Annotated in this window: 15 protein-coding genes; 7 read left to right on the top strand and 8 right to left on the bottom strand. The window is 72.6% G+C overall.

Annotated elements, in window-relative coordinates; genetic code table 11:
- Positions 1-7 precede the first annotated feature (7 nt).
- Positions 8-835 (bottom strand): maleylpyruvate isomerase family mycothiol-dependent enzyme, encoded by an 828-nt coding sequence (locus AB0D45_RS27675; protein WP_361596853.1) that lies wholly within the window; start codon positions 833-835, stop codon positions 8-10.
- Between the two features lie 139 nt (positions 836-974).
- Between AB0D45_RS27675 and AB0D45_RS27670 the strand changes: the two genes are divergently transcribed.
- The 3 genes from AB0D45_RS27670 (at position 975) to AB0D45_RS27660 (ending at position 4614) form a co-directional block, all read left to right on the top strand.
- The gene (locus tag AB0D45_RS27670; RefSeq protein WP_361596856.1) at positions 975-1769 is read left to right on the top strand and encodes a carbon-nitrogen family hydrolase; all 795 of its coding nucleotides are present in this window, start codon (positions 975-977) and stop codon (positions 1767-1769) included.
- 132 nt (positions 1770-1901) lie between these two features.
- Positions 1902-2738, top strand: a complete 837-nt coding sequence (locus tag AB0D45_RS27665) for a hypothetical protein (protein ID WP_362463904.1) — start codon at positions 1902-1904, stop codon at positions 2736-2738.
- 34 nt (positions 2739-2772) lie between these two features.
- Positions 2773-4614, top strand: a complete 1842-nt coding sequence (locus tag AB0D45_RS27660) for an NHL domain-containing thioredoxin family protein (protein WP_362463901.1) — start codon at positions 2773-2775, stop codon at positions 4612-4614.
- Between the two features lie 34 nt (positions 4615-4648).
- On the opposite strand, the gene AB0D45_RS27655 is transcribed toward AB0D45_RS27660, so the two are convergent.
- The 3 genes from AB0D45_RS27655 to AB0D45_RS27645 form a co-directional block, all read right to left on the bottom strand.
- Positions 4649-5941, bottom strand: coding sequence for a M18 family aminopeptidase (locus AB0D45_RS27655; protein ID WP_362463898.1), 1293 nt, complete (start codon positions 5939-5941; stop codon positions 4649-4651).
- A gap of 100 nt (positions 5942-6041) precedes the next feature.
- Complete coding sequence (locus tag AB0D45_RS27650; RefSeq protein WP_362463895.1) at positions 6042-6773, bottom strand: hypothetical protein; 732 nt, start codon at positions 6771-6773, stop codon at positions 6042-6044.
- 133 nt (positions 6774-6906) lie between these two features.
- Positions 6907-8733, bottom strand: a complete 1827-nt coding sequence (locus AB0D45_RS27645; RefSeq protein ID WP_361596967.1) for an acyl-CoA dehydrogenase — start codon at positions 8731-8733, stop codon at positions 6907-6909.
- Between the two features lie 176 nt (positions 8734-8909).
- Between AB0D45_RS27645 and AB0D45_RS27640 the strand changes: the two genes are divergently transcribed.
- Complete coding sequence (locus AB0D45_RS27640) at positions 8910-9371, top strand: SseB family protein (protein WP_042815576.1); 462 nt, start codon at positions 8910-8912, stop codon at positions 9369-9371.
- An 82-nt stretch (positions 9372-9453) separates the two neighbouring features.
- On the opposite strand, the gene AB0D45_RS27635 is transcribed toward AB0D45_RS27640, so the two are convergent.
- A complete protein-coding gene (locus AB0D45_RS27635) occupies positions 9454-9882 on the bottom strand; it encodes a hypothetical protein (RefSeq protein ID WP_362463893.1) in 429 nt (142 codons plus the stop codon).
- A gap of 181 nt (positions 9883-10063) precedes the next feature.
- On the opposite strand from AB0D45_RS27635, the gene AB0D45_RS27630 reads away from it, so the two are divergent.
- Complete coding sequence (locus AB0D45_RS27630) at positions 10064-11047, top strand: pirin family protein (protein WP_362463891.1); 984 nt, start codon at positions 10064-10066, stop codon at positions 11045-11047.
- A gap of 83 nt (positions 11048-11130) precedes the next feature.
- On the opposite strand, the gene AB0D45_RS27625 is transcribed toward AB0D45_RS27630, so the two are convergent.
- Positions 11131-12183 (bottom strand): AI-2E family transporter, encoded by a 1053-nt coding sequence (locus AB0D45_RS27625; protein ID WP_362463888.1) that lies wholly within the window; start codon positions 12181-12183, stop codon positions 11131-11133.
- Between the two features lie 68 nt (positions 12184-12251).
- On the bottom strand, positions 12252-14474 hold the full coding sequence (locus tag AB0D45_RS27620) for a SpoIIE family protein phosphatase (protein ID WP_361596970.1): 2223 nt from the start codon (positions 14472-14474) through the stop codon (positions 12252-12254).
- A 136-nt stretch (positions 14475-14610) separates the two neighbouring features.
- On the opposite strand from AB0D45_RS27620, the gene aspS reads away from it, so the two are divergent.
- On the top strand, positions 14611-16428 hold the full coding sequence (gene aspS / locus AB0D45_RS27615) for an aspartate--tRNA ligase (protein WP_362463885.1): 1818 nt from the start codon (positions 14611-14613) through the stop codon (positions 16426-16428).
- A gap of 81 nt (positions 16429-16509) precedes the next feature.
- Here the strand turns inward: aspS and AB0D45_RS27610 are convergent, their stop codons facing one another.
- Positions 16510-18021 carry a VWA domain-containing protein gene (locus AB0D45_RS27610; protein ID WP_362463882.1) on the bottom strand — a complete coding sequence of 504 codons (1512 nt, stop codon included), beginning with the start codon at positions 18019-18021 and terminating at the stop codon, positions 16510-16512.
- Between the two features lie 295 nt (positions 18022-18316).
- Between AB0D45_RS27610 and AB0D45_RS27605 the strand changes: the two genes are divergently transcribed.
- Positions 18317-19319, top strand: a 1003-nt coding sequence (locus AB0D45_RS27605; protein WP_362463879.1) for an alkaline phosphatase PhoX, incomplete at its 3' end; no start/stop codon positions are given.

Genomic DNA, 19319 nt, shown 5'->3' with positions numbered 1-19319 from the left:
TGACGGCCTACGGGGTCACGGCGAACGCGCCGAGGATGGCGGCGGCCAGCTCGGGGTCCCCGTCCGCCTTCACCCGGTCGGCGACCGCGCGCGGCCGGACCCTGCCCGCGGCGAGCCGTACGTACGTCTCCCAGTCCATGGACAGCGACACCGCCGGGCCCAGCGAGGGGGTCTGGTCGAGGGTGGCCCGGCCCGCGCCGTCCACCCGTACCGTCCGCAGGAACTCCACCGGCCCGTGCACGTCCACCACCACCGCCGAGTCCGGCGGCGCGCCGGCGCCCTTCGCGACCGCCTTCGGCAGGCCGGACAGCAGGACGTCCCGCGCCACGAAAGCACCCGGCGAGTCCCAGTTCCCCGGCACGCCCAGCGCCGCCCGCAGGTCCTGCTCGTGGATCCAGGTGTCGAACGCCCGCAGCCGCAGCGCGAGCTCCAGCGTGATCTGGTCGCCCTGCGGCCCGCGCACCATCGTCGTGGCCGGATCCCGCTTCTCGTTCCGCAGCTGGCGCTGCCGGCGGATGACCGTGTACTCCAGCTCCGAGGTCATCTCCGGCGCGGTGTGGTGCCGGCGGACGTCGACCGGGACCTCCATGTAGCGGGTGAACTCGTCCACCACGTGCCGCAGGTCGCGCGGCAGCGTGTGGATCGGCCGCGGATCGCCGAGCTGCTCCAGCTCCATGCCGATGATGTGGGACACGATGTCGCGGACGGACCATCCGGGGCAGGGCGTCGGCAGGTTCCACTGGCCCTCGGAGAGGGGGAGGACCAGCTCGGTTATCGCCTCGATGGAGTGGGTCCACGCGTCGGCATAGGGCTCAAGGCTGGGATGGACGGTCAACGGGACCCCTCGCTGGCAGTTCAGTGGCGCGTTGTGGACTATTCCCAAAACTACGCTGCCGATGAACACCCCGGCAGCGCTTTCGTGTGACGATCGTAGGCCTTGAGTTGACCGGCTGACATGCCAGGACGGTGGTACTGTGCGCGCCTCGCTGATCCAAATCGCGGTGACCGACGGGGAGTCGGCCGCCTCCCGGCGGCTGCGGGCCGCCGAACTCGTCCGGGAGCAGGGGGACTGCGACCTCGTCGTGCTGCCCGAGCTGTGGACCGTCGGCGCCTTCGCCTACGAGCAGTTCGAGACGGAGGCCGAACCGCTGGACGGCCCGACGTACGAGGTCATGTCCAAGGCGGCGCGCGACGCCGGCGTCTGGCTGCACGCCGGCTCGGTGGTGGAGCGCGCGGGCGACGGCTCCCTCTACAACACCGCCCTCGTGCTGTCCCCGTCGGGCGAGCTCGCCGCGAGCTACCGCAAGATCCACCGCTTCGGCTTCGACCAGGGGGAGGCGGTGCTGATGTCCGCCGGTGACTCCCTGACCACGGTGACCCTGCCGGAGCAGACCCTCGGCCTCGCCACCTGCTACGACCTGCGCTTCCCGGAGCTGTTCCGCGGACTGGTCGACGCGGGCGCCACGACGATGGTCGTCGCCGCGGGCTGGCCGGCCCGGCGGCGCGAGCACTGGACCCTGCTCAACCGCGCGCGGGCCGTCGAGGACCAGGCGTACGTCCTCGCCTGCGCGACGGCCGGCACGCACGCGGGCGTCGAACAGTCCGGGCACAGCCTGGTGGTGGACCCGTGGGGCGAGGTGCTCGCGGAGGCGGGCCCGGGCGAGGCCGTCCTGACGGTGGACCTGGACCCGGCGAAGGTGGCGCAGACCCGGGACCAGTTTCCGGCCCTGAAGGACCGCGCCCTGGGCCTGAACCCCCCGACCCGCTAGACCAGGGACGGCAGGGCGAGGCGAACCCCCGGCCCACCCGGCGGAGTTCCCCTCGCCCTCCCCCGGCCATGGTGACGCGGCAGTGGCTGCGCAGCAGCGAGAGCCGTTCGCGGCCCGGGATAGCGTGGCCCCATGCCCACCCCGCGTCTGCTCTACGTGACCGACCTGGCGTACCCCGCACGCGGCCGCCGCTACGGCGACGAGGACGTGTTCCTCACCGCCCGCCTGCGTGAGCACTTCGCCCTGGCCCTGTGCCACCCGCTCGACGCCGAGGCCCTGATGCCCGGCTTCGACGCCGTCGTCGTCCGCAACAGCGGCCCGGTCCTGCACTACCAGCGGGCCCACGACGCCTTCCGCGCGGCCGCGCTCGCCGCCGGCACCCCGGTCTACAACCCGCTCACCGGCCGCGGCGACATGGCCGGCAAGCAGTACCTGCTCGACCTGACGGCCGCCGGGTTCCCGGTGATCCCCACGGTCGACGACCCGGCGCACCTCGCGCTCCTGCCCGAGACGGACACGTACGCCGTCAAACCGAAGCAGGGCGCGGACTCCATCGGCCTGACCTTCACCCGGACCCCCGCCGGACCGGCGGGAGAGGTCCTCATCCAGCCGCGGATCGACTTCGCGTACGAGGTGTCCTTCTACTTCGTCGACGACGCCTTCCAGTACGCCCTCCACGCCCCGGACCCCGCCCGCCGCTGGGAGCTCACCCCGTACGAGCCGACCCCCGCGGACCTGGCCTTCGCCCGCCGCTTCATCGACTGGAACACCCTGGCCCACGGCATCCAGCGCGTGGACGCCTGCCGCGCCCCGTCCGGGGAGCTGCTGCTGGTCGAGCTGGAGGACCTGAACCCGTACCTCTCCCTGGACCTCCTCCCGCCCGAAACCCGCGACGCCTTCGTGCGGTCCGTGACCGCCTCGCTGCACGCGTTCCTCACCACCGCCCGGGGCACCGCCGCACGCGCGTGATCCTGCGTTCACGGGCGGATGGCAAGCTTGAAGGATGAACGATGCTGCCCCGGCGCCCACCCCCGCGCCCGCACCCCGCAAGCGTGCCCGTGTCCGTGCCCCCGAGCTGATCGGCAAGGGCGGCTGGCTGAACACCGGCGGGAAGGAACTCACCCTCGCCGACCTGCGGGGACGCGTGGTTCTTCTGGATTTCTGGACCTTCTGCTGCATCAACTGCCTGCACGTCCTCGACGAGCTGCGGGAGCTCGAGGAGAAGCACCGGGACACCGTGGTGATCATCGGGGTGCACTCGCCGAAGTTCGTGCACGAGGCCGAGCACGCCGCCGTCGTCGACGCCGTCGAGCGGTACGAGGTGCACCACCCGGTGCTCGACGATCCCGAGCTGGCGACGTGGAAGCAGTACGCCGTGCGGGCCTGGCCCACGCTCGTGGTGATCGACCCCGAGGGGTACGTCGTCGCGCAGCACGCCGGTGAGGGGCACGCGCACGCCATCGCGCGGCTGGTCGAGGAGCTGGAGGCCGAGCACGAGGCCAAGGGGACCCTGCGGCGCGGGGACGGCCCCTACGTGGCGCCCGAACCCGTGGCGACCGACCTGCGCTTCCCCGGCAAGGCGCTCGTGCTGCCCTCCGGGAACCTCCTCGTCTCCGACTCGACGCGGCACCAGCTCGTGGAGCTCGACGCCGACGGGGAGAGCGTCGTGCGCCGCATCGGCAGCGGCGCGCGCGGGTTCGGGCCGGACGCCTTCAGCGAGCCGCAGGGCCTGGCGCTGCTGCCCGACGGCCGGGTCGTCGTCGCCGACACCGTCAACCACGCGCTGCGCGTCTTCGACCCGGCCACCGGTGCGGTCGAGACCGTCGCCGGGACCGGGCGGCAGTGGTGGCAGGGCTCGCCGACGTCCGGGCCGGCGCTGGAGGTGGACCTGTCCTCGCCCTGGGACGTGGCCTGGTGGCAGGGCCGGGTGTGGATCGCCATGGCCGGGGTGCACCAGCTGTGGACCTGGGACCCGGAGGCGGGCACGGTCGAGGTGGCCGCCGGGACGACCAACGAGGGGCTGGTCGACGGGCCCGCCGCCGAGGCCTGGTTTGCGCAGCCGTCCGGGCTCGCGGCCGCCGGGGACCGGCTGTGGGTCGCCGACTCCGAGACCAGCGCCCTGCGGTACGTGGAGCGTGAGGGGGAGGGCGGGTACGCCGTGCGGTCCGCCGTCGGCACCGGCCTGTTCGACTTCGGGCACCGCGACGGCGACGCCGACCAGGCCCTGCTCCAGCACCCCCTCGGCGTCACCGCCCTGCCGGACGGCTCGGTCGCGGTCTGCGACACGTACAACCACGCCCTGCGCCGCTACGACCCCGCCACCGGCCGGGTCTCCACCCTCGCGACGGACCTACGCGAGCCGAGCGACGCCGTGCTGGTCGGCGAGGACATCGTGGTGGTGGAGTCCGCCCGGCACCGCCTGACCCGGCTGCGGCTGCCGGAGGAGGCCGTGCGCGTCGACGCGGTCGCCCACCGCACGCAGCGGGCCGCCACCGAGGTCGCCCCCGGCACGCTCCGCCTCGACGTGGTCTTCCAGGCGCCGGCCGGCCAGAAGCTGGACACCCGCTACGGTCCCTCCACCCGGCTGCTGGTCTCCTCGACCCCGCCGGAGCTGCTGGCGCGGGGGGAGGGCGCGGGCACCGACCTGTTCCGGGACCTGGTGCTGAACCCCGACGTCACCGAGGGGGTGCTGCACGTCTCGGCGATGGCCGCCTCCTGCGACGACGACCCGGCCAACGAGTACCCGGCGTGCCACGTCCACCAGCAGGACTGGGGCGTCCCGGTCGCCGTCACGGCCGCCGGCGCCTCCCGCCTCCCGCTGGTGCTCGCGGGCATGGACGCCTGACGGTCGGCCGTCGTCCCGCCGCCTTCCTGGGGGCTCAGCCCTCCAGGAAGGACAGGAGGGCGTTGGCGAGGAGGAACGGGTCGTCGGAGCCGCAGAGTTCGCGGGCCGAGTGCATCGACAGGATCGCCACGCCGATGTCCACCGTCTGGATTCCGTGGCGGGCAGCGGTGATCGGGCCGATCGTGGTGCCGCAGGGCATGGAGTTGTTGGAGACGAAGGTCTGCCACGGCACCCCGGCCCGTTCGCAGGCCGCGGCGAACACCGCGCGGCCGCTGCCGTCGGTGGCGTAGCGCTGGTTGACGTTGACCTTCAGGATGGGGCCGCCGTTGGCGCGCGGGTGGTGTGAGGGGTCGTGCCGTTCCGCGTAGTTGGGGTGGACGGCGTGGCCGGTGTCCGAGGAGAGGCAGATGGTCGCGGCGAAGGCGCGGGCCTTGTCCTCGTACGAGCCGCCGCGCGCGAAGACTGAACGTTCCAGCACGTTGCCCAGCAGGGGGCCGTCCGCGCCGGTGTCGGACTGGGAGCCGTTCTCCTCGTGGTCGAAGGCGGCCAGCACCGGGATGTGGTCCAGGCCCTCGGAGGCGGAGACCGCGGCCAGGGCCGCGACGCCGGCGTGCACCGACAGCAGGTTGTCCATGCGCGGGCCGGCCAGCAGTTCGCGGTCGCGGCCGAGGTACGCGGGCGGCTCGATCGAGTGGACCATCAGGTCCCAGCCGGCCACCGACCCCTGGGCGAGGCCCTCTTCCTCTTCCAGGAAGGCGATCAGGTCCCCCTCGCGCGCCTCGCCCAGACCCCAGATCGGCTGCATGTGCCGCTGCTTGTCGAGCTTGAGGCCGTCGGTGTTGACGGACCGGTCGAGGTGCACGGCGAGCTGGGGGACGCGCAGCAGCGCCCGGTCCACGTTCACCAGCCGCTCGGTGCCGTCGCGCAGGGTCAGCCGCCCGGCGAGGCCGAGGTCGCGGTCCAGCCAGGTGTTGAGCAGCGTCCCGCCGTAGATCTCCACCGCGACCTGGCGCCAGCCCTGCGAGCCCGTGTCCGGTACCGGCTTGACCCGCAGGTTGGGGGAGTCGGTGTGCGCGCCGATGATCCGGAAGGGGGCGTGGGCGGGTGCGCCCTCGGGCACGTACCAGGCGATGAGCGCGCCGCCGCGCAGGACGAACCGGCCTCCCGTTCCCGAGTCCCAGGCGTCCGACTCCGACAACTGCCTGAAGCCTGCCTTTTCCAGCCGCTCCGCCGCGTTGGCCACGGCGTGGTACGGCGACGGACTGGCCGTCAGGAAGGTCATCAGATCGTCGGTGTGGCCGCGGTCGAAGCGGGCGGGAGAGCTCATGTGGTTCACCTTAACGACGGTCGTGTTCGCCATGTCCGGACTGCGGCGGTTGGCCGGAGGGTCGGGGACCGCGGGGGTTTTGGCCGCGGTCCGGTCGTGCTCAGCCCGGTGGACGCTCGAATCTGCGCTGCAGTTGTCTGCGCTCGCCCCGGCGGATGCGCGGGAGCATCTCGGGGGTCTGCGGCGGGCGCTGCGCGCGTCTCTTGCGTCCGGCGCAGAAGATACAGGCCTCGCCCGGAGGGGCATCGGGGTCGATCGGCGCGCCGGGGTGCTCGGAGCATCCCGACGCGTTGCGCGGCCGCGACAGCTCCCGGGCCACGATGAAGGCCCGGTGGAGGTCGTCGGCGAGGCGGACGAAGTCCTGGTCGGCGGAGGCCAGGGTGAGGTGGAAGCGCTGTTCGTCGATGACGCGCAGGTAGTGGCGCAGGACGTCGAGGGTGTACGGGGGCTCGGGGACGGGGTAGCCGAGCCGCCGCTGCTCGCCGGCGGCGGGGCCGGCCGCCCGGCCGCCCTGGAGGCGCCGGCCGAGGCGGCGCCGGTCGTTGCAGATGAGGCAGCGGCCCCAGCCCTCGGGCGCCTCGGGGTCGAGGGCGCCGTTGGGGTGCTCGGGGCAGCCGGTGTAGCTCTTGGCGGGGGCGAGGCCCGCGGCCGTCTGGAAGGCCACGTAGAGGGCGTCGGCCACGGGGTCGTACTCGGCGGGGTGGGCGCCGTCGTAGAGGTCCTTGATCCGGTCTCCGAGCGCGCCCACGTTCGCCTGCAGCTCCTTGAGGGCGTACGGCCGCCCGGCGGGGACGGAATACCCCCTGTTGCTGTGGTGCTCCTGTGGACTCATGCCTACGAGCGTCCCACGAACCGCCGACAACGGCCGACACGGCCCGACAGCAGTGGCCGGACCCCCGCCAGGGAGGGTCCGGCCACTGTGCGTACGTACACCGCGTACGACCTGTCCGGCGAGGCGCGTCCGCTTAGAAGGCGGCCTCGTCGAGCTCCATGAGGGAGTTGTCGACGGCCTCGGCCAGCGCGCGCTGGACCGAGACGCCCGGCAGGACCTGGGCGGCGAAGAACTTCGCGGCGGCGATCTTGCCGGTGTAGAAGGGGACGTCCTTGGCGGAGGCGCCGGCGAGCTTCTCGGCGGCCACGGCCGCGCCCCTGAGCAGCAGGTATCCGACGACGACGTCACCGGAGGCCATCAGCAGGCGGGTGGTGTTCTGGCCGACCTTGTAGATGTTCTTGACGTCCTCGCCGGTGGCGGTGAGGTCGACGATCATCTGGCCGACGATGGCCTCGAGGTCCACGGCGGCCTTGGCGAGGGCGTCGCGGGCGGGGGCGAGGTCCTCGCCGCCGGGGCCCTCGGCGAGGAACTTCTTGATCGTCTCGGAGAGGACGTTCAGCGAGGCGCCCTGGTCGCGGACGATCTTCCGGAAGAAGAAGTCCTGGCCCTGGATGGCCGTGGTGCCCTCGTAGAGGGTGTCGATCTTGGCGTCGCGGATGTACTGCTCGATCGGGTACTCCTGCAGGTAGCCGGAGCCGCCGAAGGTCTGCAGGGACTGCGCGAGCAGCTCGTAGGACTTCTCCGAGCCGTAGCCCTTGACGATGGGCAGGAGCAGGTCGTTCAGGCCGACCAGGGCGGAGGCGTCCTCGCCCGCGGCCTGCTTGAGCTGGATCTCGTCCTGGACGGCCGCGGTGTGGAGCACCAGGGCGCGCATGCCCTCGGCGTACGCCTTCTGCGTCATCAGCGAGCGGCGCACGTCGGGGTGGTGCGTGATGGTGACCTTGGGCGCGGTCTTGTCCATGAAGTTCGCGAGGTCCGGGCCCTGCACGCGCTCCTTGGCGTACTCCAGCGCGTTCAGGTAGCCGGTGGAGAGCGTGGCGATGGCCTTCGTGCCGACCATCATGCGGGCGAACTCGATGATCATGAACATCTGGCGGATGCCGTCGTGCTTGTCGCCGATCAGCCAGCCCTTGGCGGGGTGCTGGTCGCCGAAGGTCATCTCGCACGTGTTGGAGGCCTTGAGGCCCATCTTGTGCTCGACGTTGGTGGCGTAGACGCCGTTGCGCTCGCCCAGCTCGCCGGTCTCCCAGTCGAAGTGGAACTTCGGGACGAGGAAGAGGGACAGGCCCTTGGTGCCCGGGCCGTGGCCCTCGGGGCGGGCGAGGACGTAGTGGAGGATGTTCTCCTCCATGTCGTGCTCACCGGAGGTGATGAAGCGCTTCACGCCCTCGATGTGCCAGGAGCCGTCGGCCTGCTGGATCGCCTTGGTGCGGCCGGCGCCCACGTCCGAGCCGGCGTCCGGCTCGGTGAGGACCATGGTGGAGCCCCAGCGCTTCTCGACGGCGATCTGGGCGATCTTCTTCTGCGCCTCGTTGCCCTCCTCGAAGAGGACGCCGGCGAAGGCCGGGCCCGAGGAGTACATCCAGACGGCGGGGTTGGAGCCGAGCAGCAGCTCCGCGTACGCCCAGATCAGGGAGCGCGGCGAGGTGGTGCCGCCGATCTCCTCGGGCAGGCCCAGGCGCCAGTACTCCGAGTCCATGAAGGCCTCGTAGCTCTTCTTGAAGGAGGCCGGGACCGGGGCGGTGTTGGTGGCGGGGTCGAAGACCGGCGGGTTGCGGTCGGCGTCCGCGAAGGACTCGGCCAGCTCGTTCTCGGCGAGGCGGGCGATCTCGGACAGGATGCTCTTGGCGGTCTCGGCATCCATCTCGCCGAACGGTCCGGTGCCGTACAGCTTGTCGCGGCCGAGCACCTCGAAGAGGTTGAACTCGATGTCGCGGAGATTCGACTTGTAGTGCCCCATGGCGACGGCTCCGTTAAGGCTCGGGGAGACAGGTTCCTCGTACATACCAATCGGTAACGTCATGATGCTACCCGCCAGTAATAAGAATCAACCCTTCGTCGACCACTGTGACCAGCGTCAAGCGGGATCGGCCGGACGGTCCCTGGGGCGGGGGGCCGCTCGGTAGGCTTCGGTCCATGTACGGCTACGACCAGAACGTGAGCGCGGGGCAGCAGCAGTACGCCGCCCCGCAGCAGATGGCCGGCGGATACGGCGAGCAGCCGCTCTACCCCGAGCCCTCGCCGCCGTCGCTCGCCGACGCGGTACGGGCCTTCACGACGGGATCGCTGTCCGCCGAGGACTTCCAGCAGATCTTCGCGACCTCGAAGGTCTACTGCCCGCGCGGCGAGACCCCCGGGTTCCTGGCCCTGCACAACACGCAGCAGCCGGTCATCCCGATGTTCACCACGCTCAAGGAGCTGCGCCGGTACGCCGGCAAGGAGTCCAAGTACTTCGTCATCACCGGCGCCGAGGTGATCGACCTGCTGCCGACCGGGTACGGCTTCGTCCTCGACATGGAGGGCGACCACCGGATGGTGTTCGACGCGAAGGCCGTCGAGCAGATGGTCGACTTCGCGATGCGCCGCATGTACGGCTGACGTGCCGTAGTACCCCGGTGTCGGGGCGGGGGGCCCACTACGGGATCCCCCGCCCCGCCCTGCGTTGCCGCCGGTTCCGGTGCTATCCGCGGGCCGCGCCTCGGCGGCGCAGCCGCCACAGGGCGGTGCCCGCGGCGGCCGCCGCCAGGGCCGCCAGGCCGTACGCGTACAGCAGCGCGGGGTCCGGGCGGTGGGCCAGTGACAGGCGGATGCCGGCGAAGACCGGGACGGCGACCAGGCTCCAGCGGCCGTCGTAGTCGATCCCGGACGTCGCCCACTGCAGGAGCAGGGAGACGAGGAAGGTCAGGACGGCCCACGCGCCGAGGTACGGCCAGGGCGAGCCGGGCAGGGGCTCCATCGGCAGGCCGGTGGCCGCCCAGCGGTAGACGGCGTAGCCGGCGGCGGTCATCGCCGCGGTCATGGCGGCGGCCCGGGCGAGGGCGCGCAGCGGCTCCGGCGGGTTCCACCGGCGTCCGGTGCCGGGGTCGGGCTGGGGGGTGCGGTTCTCCATGCTCCGGTAGACCGCCGCGACGGCCCATCCGGTTGTCAGGTACCAGGAAAAAGGCGGGATCGCGGCGGCACGCGGACGCCATCGCGCCGCCCGGGAATGCCCCGGTCCCGTGCGCCGTTCTGTGCGGTGTGGCAGAAAGTTCGAGATTCAACTAAACTCGACGCAGAAGGAGGTCCTGACCATGCCCGCAGTGACTGTTGAGAACCCGTTGAGCCTTCCGCGCGTGGCCGAGCCGCAGACGGCCGCCGCCCGCAAGGTGCTCGCCGTGACCACGGCTCCGGGGGGATTCGAGGGCGAGGGCTTCCCGGTGCGCCGGGCGTTCGCCGGCATCGACTACCAGCACCTCGACCCGTTCATCATGATGGACCAGATGGGCGAGGTGGAGTACGCGCCGGGCGAGCCGAAGGGCACCCCCTGGCACCCCCACCGCGGTTTCGAGACCGTCACGTATCTGATCGACGGAACCTTCGTCCACCAGGACAGCAACGGCGGCGGCGGCGTCATCAACGACGGTGACACCCAGTGGATGACCGCCGGTTCCGGCCTCCTGCACATCGAGGCCCCGCCGGAGCAGCTCGTCGTCAGCGGCGGGCTCTTCCACGGCCTCCAGCTGTGGGTGAACCTCCCGGCCTCCGACAAGATGATGCCCCCGCGCTACCAGGACATCGGCGGCGGCAAGGTCAAGCTGCTGACCACCCCCGACGGCGGCGCGCTGCTCCGCGTCATCGCCGGTGAGCTGGGCGGACACGAGGGCCCGGGCATCACCCACACCCCGATCACGATGATCCACGCGACCGTCACCCCGGGCGCGCAGGTCACCCTGCCGTGGCGCGAGGACTTCAACGCCCTCGCGTACGTCATGGCCGGGCGCGGATCGGTGGGCACCGAACGCAGGCCCGTCCACACCGGGCAGACGGCCGTCTTCGGCGCGGGCGGCGCCCTCACGGTGCGGGCCGACGAGGCGCAGGACTCCAACGCCCCGGACCTGGAGATCGTCCTGCTCGGCGGCCGGCCGATCCGCGAGCCGATGGCGCACTACGGGCCGTTCGTCATGAACAGCCGGCAGGAGCTCCAGCAGGCCTTCGACGACTTCCAGGCGGGCCGGCTGGGCCGGATCCCCACCACCGCCCGGGAGCGCACCGTCTCGGCGGAGCAGCACTCCTAGGGCCGTGTGGTCGAAGCCCCCGGCCACTACGACGACGCTGTTCGGTCCGCACCGCGGGGCCTCCCGGCCGGGAGGCCCCGCGGTCACGTGCGGCCGGTGTCCGGCGGGGCGTGGCGGCCCCGGAGCTCCGAGACGACCCCGAAGGCGGCCGCCGTCAGCGGGACGGCGAGCAGCATCCCGAGGATCCCGGCGACGCTCGCCCCGGCCGTGATCGCCAGCATCACCACCGCCGGGTGCATCTGCACGGTCCGGCTCTGGATCAGGGGCTGGAGGACGTGTCCCTCCAGCACCTGTACGGCCAGCACCACGCCCAGCGCCCACAGCCCGATCACCCACCCCCGGTCGGCGAAGGCCACCAGCACGGCGACGGCGCCGGAGATGAAGGCGCCCAGGTAGGGGATGTACGCGCCGACGAACACCAGCGCGCCGAGCCCGAACGCCCCCGGTACGCGCAGCACCAGCAGGCCGACCGTGATGCACACGGCGTCGATCGCGGCGATGAAGGTGGTGCCGCGCATGAAGCCCTCGACGGCCCGGTAGGCGCGGCGCGCCATGGCCTCCACGGTGTCCCCGGTGGAGTGCGGGGCGAGGGAGCGCAGGGCCGCGGAGGCCCGGTCGGAGTCCCGCAGGAAGAAGAACATCAGCAGCAGCGCCAGGATCGCCATGGCGATCACCTCGCCGACGACGCTGAGACCGGTGATGACGCCGGAGGCGGCCGTTCCGCCGAACTTGGAGAGGAGCTGCTTGGCGTTGCCGGCCAGGTCCTGGAGCGAGGTCCCGGCGGCGCCGAAGTGCTCGGCGAGGTCCTGGCCGGCGCGCTTGAGGGAGGCGACGATCTCGTCGCCGGTCTGGACGAGCGCGGAGACCACCACGTACGCGGCCCCGCCGACCACGGCCACCACGGCCAGACAGGTGAGGGCGGCGGCGAGGGAGCGGTGCACCTTCAGCCGGACCAGCCGCCGGTACAGCGGGCCGAGCAGGGCGGTGCCGAGCAGGGCGAGCAGCACCGGGGTGACGGCGGTCTTGAAGATCACGCAGAGCCATACGCCGACGGCGGTCACACCGGCGACGAGCAGGACCACCACGCACCAGGCGGCCAGCCGCCGCACCGGTTCGGGCAGCAGGGGGGTCGGCATCGCCGTGTCCACCTTTCGGCTTGCGGGGGGCCCGGCCCCCTGCCTTCGGCTTGCGGGGGCCCGGCCCCCTACTCGTTCCCGGCTCCGCCGTCCGCGTCGTCGGGTTTGGACCGCTCGTACAGCTCGAACCAGATGGACTTGCCCGCGCCCCTGGGGTCGACGCCCCAGGTGTCGGCCAGCATCTCCATCAGGAGCACCCCGCGCCCGCTGGAGGCCATCTCCCCGGGGTGGCGCTTGTGCGGCAGCTCGTCGCTGCCGTCGGCCACCTCCACGCGCAGCCGCCGGGTGCCCAGTTCGCCCGCCGCCTCCGCGACCAGCAGCGCGTCGCCGTCGGTGTGCACCAGGACGTTGGTGACCATCTCGGAGACCATCAGCTCCGCCGAGTCCACCTGCTCCGGGTCCGCCCAGTCGTGCAGCAGCTCCCGGATCTGGCGGCGGGCGCCCGCGATCCGCTCCGGCTCCGCCTGGGCCACGGTCAGCATCGTGCGCCGGGCCGGCCGGGCCGGGTGCGGCAGGTCCGTCCCGCAGCCGCAGCCCGCGCCCTCGCGGCAGAGCAGCAGGACGGCTATGTCGTCCTCGCGGCGGTCGGCCAGCGGGCCGGTGGTGTGGTGCGAGGAGGGCCCGTGCACGGCTTGGACGAGCAGGTCGGCCAGGCGCTCCAGGTGGCCGGCGGTGAGCCCGGCGGAGCCGCCGCCCGCGCCGGCCCCGTACGTGTCGGCGTCGGCCTCCAGGATCGCCCGCAGCCGCGCCCAGCCGGTGTCGAGGTCGTGGCCGCCGGTCTCGATGAGCCCGTCGGTGCACAGCATCATCGTCTCGCCCGGCTCCAGGGTGAACCGGGTCGTCGGGTAGTCGGTGTCGGGGACGATCCCGAGCGGCAGCCCGCCGGCCGTCGGCCGCATCAGGACGGTGCCGTCGGCCATCCGGACCGCCGGGTCGGGATGCCCGGCCCGGGCCACCTCCAGCAGGCCGGTCTCCGGGTCGCACTCCGCGTACAGGCAGGTCGCGAAGCGGGGGCTGAGGAAGTCGGGGTCGCGGCCGCCGTCCCCGGCCTCCGCCTCCTCCTCCTGGGAGGAGCAGAGCCCGGCCAGGAACCGGGAGGCCCGCGACAGCACCGCGTCCGGCCGGTGCCCCTCGGACGCGTAGGCCCGCACGGCGATCCGCAGCTGCCCCATCAGCCCGGCGGCCCGTACGTCGTGCCCCTGGACGTCGCCGATGACCAGCGCGAACCGCCCCGAGGGCAGCGGGATCATGTCGTACCAGTCGCCGCCGACCTGGAGCCCGCCGCCGGTCGGGACGTAGCGCGCCGCGATGCGCATGCCGGGGATCTCCGGCCCGAGCTGCGGCATCATCGACCGCTGGAGCCCGGTGGTGAGCTCCCGCTCGGACTCGGCGACGCCGGCCCGCTGGAGGGCCTGGGCCAGCATCCGGGCCACCGTCGTCAGCACGGACCGCTCGTCGGGCGAGAAGGTCACCGGCTGTTTGAACGCGGCCATCCAGGCGCCCATGGTCCGCCCGGCCACGATCAGCGGCAGGAAGGCCCAGGAGACCCGGCCGAAGGGCTGGGCGAGCGGCCAGGTGACGGGGAAGCGGCGCGCGTAGTCCTCCGGCGCGGGCAGGTAGATGGCCCGGCCGGTCCGGACGACCTCCGCCGCCGGGTAGTCGGTCTCCAGGCTCATGTCCGTGAAGGGGCCCTCGTCGCCGGGGGCGTGCCCGTGGTGGCCGATGATCGACAGCCGGTCGCCCGAGACCCCGAAGACGGCCAGCCCGTCGGGGCTGAAGCCGGGCATGGACAGGGAGGCCGCCACCCGCAGCACCTCGGCCGTGGACCGCGCCTCGGCCAGCGCCCGGCCGGCGTCCAGCAGGAAGGCCTCGCGGGAGCGCCGCCAGTCGCCGGTGATCGGGGTGTGCGCGGCGGTGGTGCCCGGCTGCGGCTCGGCGATCTCCTGGATGGTGCCGATCAGCTCGTAGTCGACGCGGCCGTCGGGCGTCAGGTTCTGGAGGGGCTTGGAGCGGCTGCGCACGGTGCGCAGCACGCGCCCGTCCTCGTCCATGATCCGCAGCCGGGCCTCGGCGAGGGTGCCCTCGGCGACGGCGAGGTTCACGATGCCGTTGATCTCGTTCCAGTCGACCGGGTGGAAGCGCGAGCGCGCGGCGGCCTCGGGCAGGACGACGGGCTCGGCGGGCAGGCCGAGCAGCCGGGCGGCCTCGCTGTCGAGGGTGACCGTCCCGGAGGCGTTGTCCCATCGCCACAGACCGGTCGCGATGGCGGCCAGGACGTCCTCGGTGCGCACCCGGTCATCTTTACAGGTCATTCCCGGGGGCTGCCTGTTCAGGAGCCTCTCCGGGCACGCCCGCGCGGTGCCCCGCCCGGACGGTAACCTTGGGAGGGTTGAATCCACCCTGGTATCGCGTAGAACTGGATGACTGATGCATCGGTACAGGTCCCACACGTGCGGCGAGCTCCGTGCCTCCGACGTCGCCTCCGACGTCCGGCTGAGCGGCTGGCTGCACAATCGTCGAGACCTGGGCGGCATCCTCTTCATCGATCTGCGTGACCACTACGGCATCACGCAGCTCGTCGCCCGCCCCGGCACCGCCGCCGCCGCCGTCCTGGACAAGCTGTCCAAGGAGACGGTCGTACGGGTCGACGGCAAGGTCGTCTCCCGTGGCGCCGAGAACGTCAACCCGGACCTGCCCACCGGCGAGATCGAGATCGAGGCCGCCGAGGTCGAGGTGCTCGGCGCGGCCGCCCCGCTGCCGTTCACGATCAACACCGACGACGGGGTGAACGAGGAGCGGCGCCTGGAGTACCGCTTCCTGGACCTGCGCCGCGAGCGCATGCACCGCAACATCATGCTGCGCTCGGCGGTCATCGCCTCCATCCGCTCGAAGATGGTGGCCCTCGGCTTCAACGAGATGGCGACCCCGATCCTCACCGCGACCTCCCCCGAGGGCGCCCGTGACTTCGTCGTCCCGTCCCGCCTGAACCCGGGCAAGTTCTACGCCCTGCCGCAGGCCCCGCAGCAGTTCAAGCAGCTGCTGATGATCTCCGGCTTCGACCGGTACTTCCAGATCGCGCCCTGCTTCCGCGACGAGGACGCCCGCGCCGACCGCTCGCCCGGCGAGTTCTACCAGCTCGACGTGGAGATGTCCTTCGTCGAGCAGGAGGACGTCTTCCAGCCGATCGAGAAGCTGATGACCGAGCTCTTCACCGAGTTCGGCGGCGGCCGCCCGGTCACCTCCCCGTTCCCGCGGATCCCGTTCCGCGAGTCGATGATGAAGTACGGCAACGACAAGCCCGACCTGCGGGCCAAGCTGGAGCTCGTCGACATCACCGACGTGTTCGAGGGCTCGGAGTTCAAGGCGTTCGCCGGCAAGCACGTGCGCGCGCTGGCCGTCCCGGACACCGCCGCCCAGCCGCGCAAGTTCTTCGACGGCCTCGGCGAGTACGCGATCTCGCTGGGTGCCAAGGGCCTGGCGTGGGTGCGCGTCGGCGAGGACGGCTCGCTGACCGGCCCGATCGCCAAGTTCCTCACCGAGGAGAACGTCAAGGTCCTCACCGAGCGCCTCGGCCTCGCGGCCGGACACGCGGTGTTCTTCGGCGCGGGCGAGTTCGACGAGGTCTCCAAGATCATGGGCCCGGTCCGGGTCGAGGCCGCCAAGCGCGCCGGCCAGTTCGAGGAGAACGTCTTCCGCTTCTGCTGGATCGTCGACTTCCCGATGTACGAGAAGGACGAGGAGACCGGCAAGATCGACTTCTCGCACAACCCCTTCTCGATGCCGCAGGGCGGCATGAAGGACCTGGAGGAGAAGGACCCGCTCGACATCCTGGCCTGGCAGTACGACATCGTCTGCAACGGCATCGAGCTGTCCTCCGGCGCCATCCGCAACCACGAGCCCGAGGTCATGCTGAAGGCCTTCGAGATCGCCGGTTACGAGGCCGAGACCGTCGAGCGCGAGTTCGCCGGCATGCTGCGCGCCTTCCGCCTCGGCGCCCCGCCGCACGGCGGCATCGCCCCGGGCGTCGACCGCATCGTGATGCTGCTGGCCGACGAGCCGAACATCCGCGAGACGATCGCCTTCCCGCTCAACGGCAACGCCCAGGACCTGATGATGGGCGCGCCGACGGTGCTGGAGGAGTCCCGCCTGCGCGAGCTGAACATCGCCCTGCGCAAGCCGGTCGAGACGAAGGCGGCCGACGCGAAGCCGGTCGCGGAGGCCGTCCACCCGGACGCCGCGCGGTGACGCTGCCGCTTGGGTAGCAGGACATGACGAAGGGCCCGGGATCCTCGCGGATCCCGGGCCCTTCGCCGTTCCGTCGCGCGGTCAGAACCGGTCGAGGATGCCCTTGAGGAGGGCGGCCGAGGTCAGCTCGGCGGGGGCCGGGCCGGCGTGGAAGAAGCCGGCGTTCTCTGCGTCCAGCTTGCGCAGGAAGTCGAAGGCCTTGGCGTCGTGGTCGCCGAACGCGACGAACTGCCAGTGGATGCCGGGGGCGTCGGCCGCCGCGTCGGTGATCGCCTGCCGGGCCGGCTGGCGGTTGTCGGGGGCGCCGTCCGTCTGGAACACGACCAGCGCCGGCCCCGTGCCGCCGTCCTTGCGGTAGTGCTCGACGACCGCCTCGACGGCCACGTGGTAGCTGGTGCGGCCCATCCGGCCGAGTTCGGCGTGCCGGGCCTCGACCCAGGTCCCGTCGTGGGAGTCGAGGGTCAGCTCGGCGGTGCCGTCCAGCTCGGTGGAGAAGAACACCGTGTGGACGGTGGCCTCGTCGTCCAGGTGCGCGGCCAGGGCGAGGGCGTGGTCGGCGAGGTGCTGGGCACTGCCGTCCTTGTAGAACCCGCGCATCGAGCCGGACCGGTCCAGGACGAGGTACACCTTCGCGCGGGCCCCCGCCTTGCCCTTGGCGCGCAGCACCTGGCCGGCGGCCTTGTACGCCCCGGCGATCCCGGGGGCGCGCTTGCGCACCGCCGCGGCGGCGACGGCGGGCCCGTCCGCCTGCGGCGACGCTTCGGCCTTGTCCGCCTGCGGCGACGCTTCGGCGGCCACGGGCTGCGGCTCGGCGGCGGCCTCCGGCTCGGCGGCTGCTTCGGGCGCGGCCTCCGGCTCGGGCTGCGGTTCGGCGGCTGCCTCCTCGGGTGCCTGCGGTGCGGCCTCGGCGGCGGGCTCCTCGGCCTGCGGCGGCGCTTCGGCGGCTACGGGCTTAGGAGCCTCCTCGGCGGCCTCCTCGGCGGCGGCGGGCTCGGGGGCCTCCTCCGCCGGGGCCGGCTCGGGGGCCTCGGCGGCGACGGGCTCCGGGGCCTCCTGTGCCTGCGGTGCGGCCTCCGGTTCTGCGGCCTTCTCCGCCTGCGGCGCGGCCTCCGCGGCGACGGGCTCGGAGGCCGCCGCAGCGGCGGTCTCCTCGGCCTCCGCGGGGGCCTCGGGCTCCTCCCGTGCCTCAGGCGCGGCCTCCGGCGCGACGGCCTTCTCGGCCTCCGGCTCGGCGGCGGCCTCCGGCTCGGGGTCCTTCGGGGCCGCAGGGCCCCCAGCCGCGGGCTCCGGGGACCCGGATCCGCCCGCGCCGCCCTCCGGAACCGCCGACGGCACCGGGCGACGGGCCTCGGGGACGATGGGGTCCGTCGTCGGGGCCGGGGCGGTGAGCAGCGTGCCCGGCTCGCGGTCGCGCGGCGCCGACTGCGGCGGGACCGTGGGGTTGTCGAAGGACGCGGCCACCAGATCGGCCGCCGCGTCCATCGGGGTGCGTTCGGCCTGGCTCGGGACGGCCGCCGAAGGGGCGTCGGACGTCTCGGGGACCGGCTCCTCGGTCCGTCCGAACACCTTGCGCAACAAGCTCCGAATACCCATGGGCCAGGCCTTTCGCATGAGTGCGTGCGTCATTTGTCCGTGCTGCGCGGTTGATCCCTGCCCAGAGTGGACACGTAAGGTTATCGGCCCCTTGGCTGGAACGTCGGCAGGGGCGCCTTTCGTGGCGCCCGGCTCTCCAGTCGACCGCACCCTCCGGCCGAACTGCCCCTCCGCCCTGCCGGGTTCATCCGGTGTTCACCCCCGCGCCGCCACATCGGCGCAACCCGCGCCTAGCGTCGCCGCTGGATTCGTACCGACACGTCGTCGGCGCCGTGCACTTACCGGAGGACACCCCGTGCGCAAGCTCCTGCCGCTCATCGGCAACCCGCATGGCAGCGGCCGTTCCGCTCTCACCTGCCGCTACCGCTGCGGAAACGCCTGCTTCCACGAGGTGCCCAACACCACTGACAACGAGTACGTCGGCGACGTCATAGCCCGGGCCTACTCGCGCCGCTCGATGCTGCGCTCCGCCGCCGTCGTCACGGTCGCCACCGCCGCCGGCACCGCGGTCACCCTCGGCGCCGGCGGCGGCCAGAGCGCCAGCGCCGCCCCCGTGGCCGACGCCGACGCCCGGCGTGCGGGCGAGGCCGCCCGCGGCCTGCGCTTCAAGCCCGTCGCGCCGAACACCGACGACAAGGTCACCATCCCCGAGGGCCACGAGCAGAACGTGGTGATCCGCTGGGGCGACCCGATCGTCAAGGGCGCCCCCGGCTTCAACGCCGACCGGCAGACCGCCGCCGCCCAGGCCGGTCAGTTCGGCTACAACAACGACTTCCTCAGCCTGCTCCCGCTCGGCGGCGCCTACGAGCGCCGCCAGCTGCTCGTGGCCAACCACGAGTACACGGACGAGAACCTCATGTTCAAGGGCTACGACCCGGCGAACCCCACCCGCGAGCAGGTCGAGATCGCCTGGGCCGCGCACGGCCTGTCCGTGGTCGTCGTCCAGGAGGACCACCGCAGCGGCAAGCTGACGGCCGTCAGCCGCCACCAGCTCAACCGCCGCCTGACCGCGACCAGCGAGTTCCGGCTGACCGGCCCCGCCGCGGGCAGCGCCCTGCTGAAGACCTCCGGGGACGCCACCGGCACCAAGGTGCTCGGCACCCTCAACAACTGCGCCGGCGGCACCACCCCGTGGGGCACCACCCTCCACGGCGAGGAGAACTTCAACCAGTACTTCGCCAACGCCGGCCAGGTCACCGACCCCGTCCAGGCCGCGCGCCTGAAGCGCTACGGCGTGACCTCCGGCGCGTCCGAGCGCAAGTGGGAGCGCTTCGACAAGCGCTTCGACGTCGCGCAGG

The sequence above is a fragment of the Streptomyces sp. NPDC048352 genome (assembly GCF_040651895.1).
Taxonomy (GTDB): domain Bacteria; phylum Actinomycetota; class Actinomycetes; order Streptomycetales; family Streptomycetaceae; genus Streptomyces.
The sequence above is the reverse complement of the archived record's forward strand: the minus strand, read 5'-3'. Positions and strand labels throughout refer to the sequence as shown.

What these genes read in the sequence shown, in the direction of transcription:
- AB0D45_RS27665 (WP_362463904.1), top strand. Translation starts at nt 1,902, where the DNA reads ATGCCCACCCCGCGTCTGCTCTACGTGACCGACCTGGCGTACCCCGCA.
- AB0D45_RS27660 (WP_362463901.1), top strand. Translation starts at nt 2,773, where the DNA reads ATGAACGATGCTGCCCCGGCGCCCACCCCCGCGCCCGCACCCCGCAAG.
- AB0D45_RS27655 (WP_362463898.1), bottom strand. Translation starts at nt 5,941, where the DNA reads ATGAGCTCTCCCGCCCGCTTCGACCGCGGCCACACCGACGATCTGATG.
- AB0D45_RS27650 (WP_362463895.1), bottom strand. Translation starts at nt 6,773, where the DNA reads ATGAGTCCACAGGAGCACCACAGCAACAGGGGGTATTCCGTCCCCGCC.
- AB0D45_RS27645 (WP_361596967.1), bottom strand. Translation starts at nt 8,733, where the DNA reads ATGGGGCACTACAAGTCGAATCTCCGCGACATCGAGTTCAACCTCTTC.
- AB0D45_RS27640 (WP_042815576.1), top strand. Translation starts at nt 8,910, where the DNA reads ATGTACGGCTACGACCAGAACGTGAGCGCGGGGCAGCAGCAGTACGCC.
- AB0D45_RS27635 (WP_362463893.1), bottom strand. Translation starts at nt 9,882, where the DNA reads ATGGAGAACCGCACCCCCCAGCCCGACCCCGGCACCGGACGCCGGTGG.
- AB0D45_RS27630 (WP_362463891.1), top strand. Translation starts at nt 10,064, where the DNA reads ATGCCCGCAGTGACTGTTGAGAACCCGTTGAGCCTTCCGCGCGTGGCC.
- AB0D45_RS27625 (WP_362463888.1), bottom strand. Translation starts at nt 12,183, where the DNA reads ATGCCGACCCCCCTGCTGCCCGAACCGGTGCGGCGGCTGGCCGCCTGG.
- aspS (WP_362463885.1), top strand. Translation starts at nt 14,611, where the DNA reads ATGCATCGGTACAGGTCCCACACGTGCGGCGAGCTCCGTGCCTCCGAC.
- AB0D45_RS27610 (WP_362463882.1), bottom strand. Translation starts at nt 18,021, where the DNA reads ATGGGTATTCGGAGCTTGTTGCGCAAGGTGTTCGGACGGACCGAGGAG.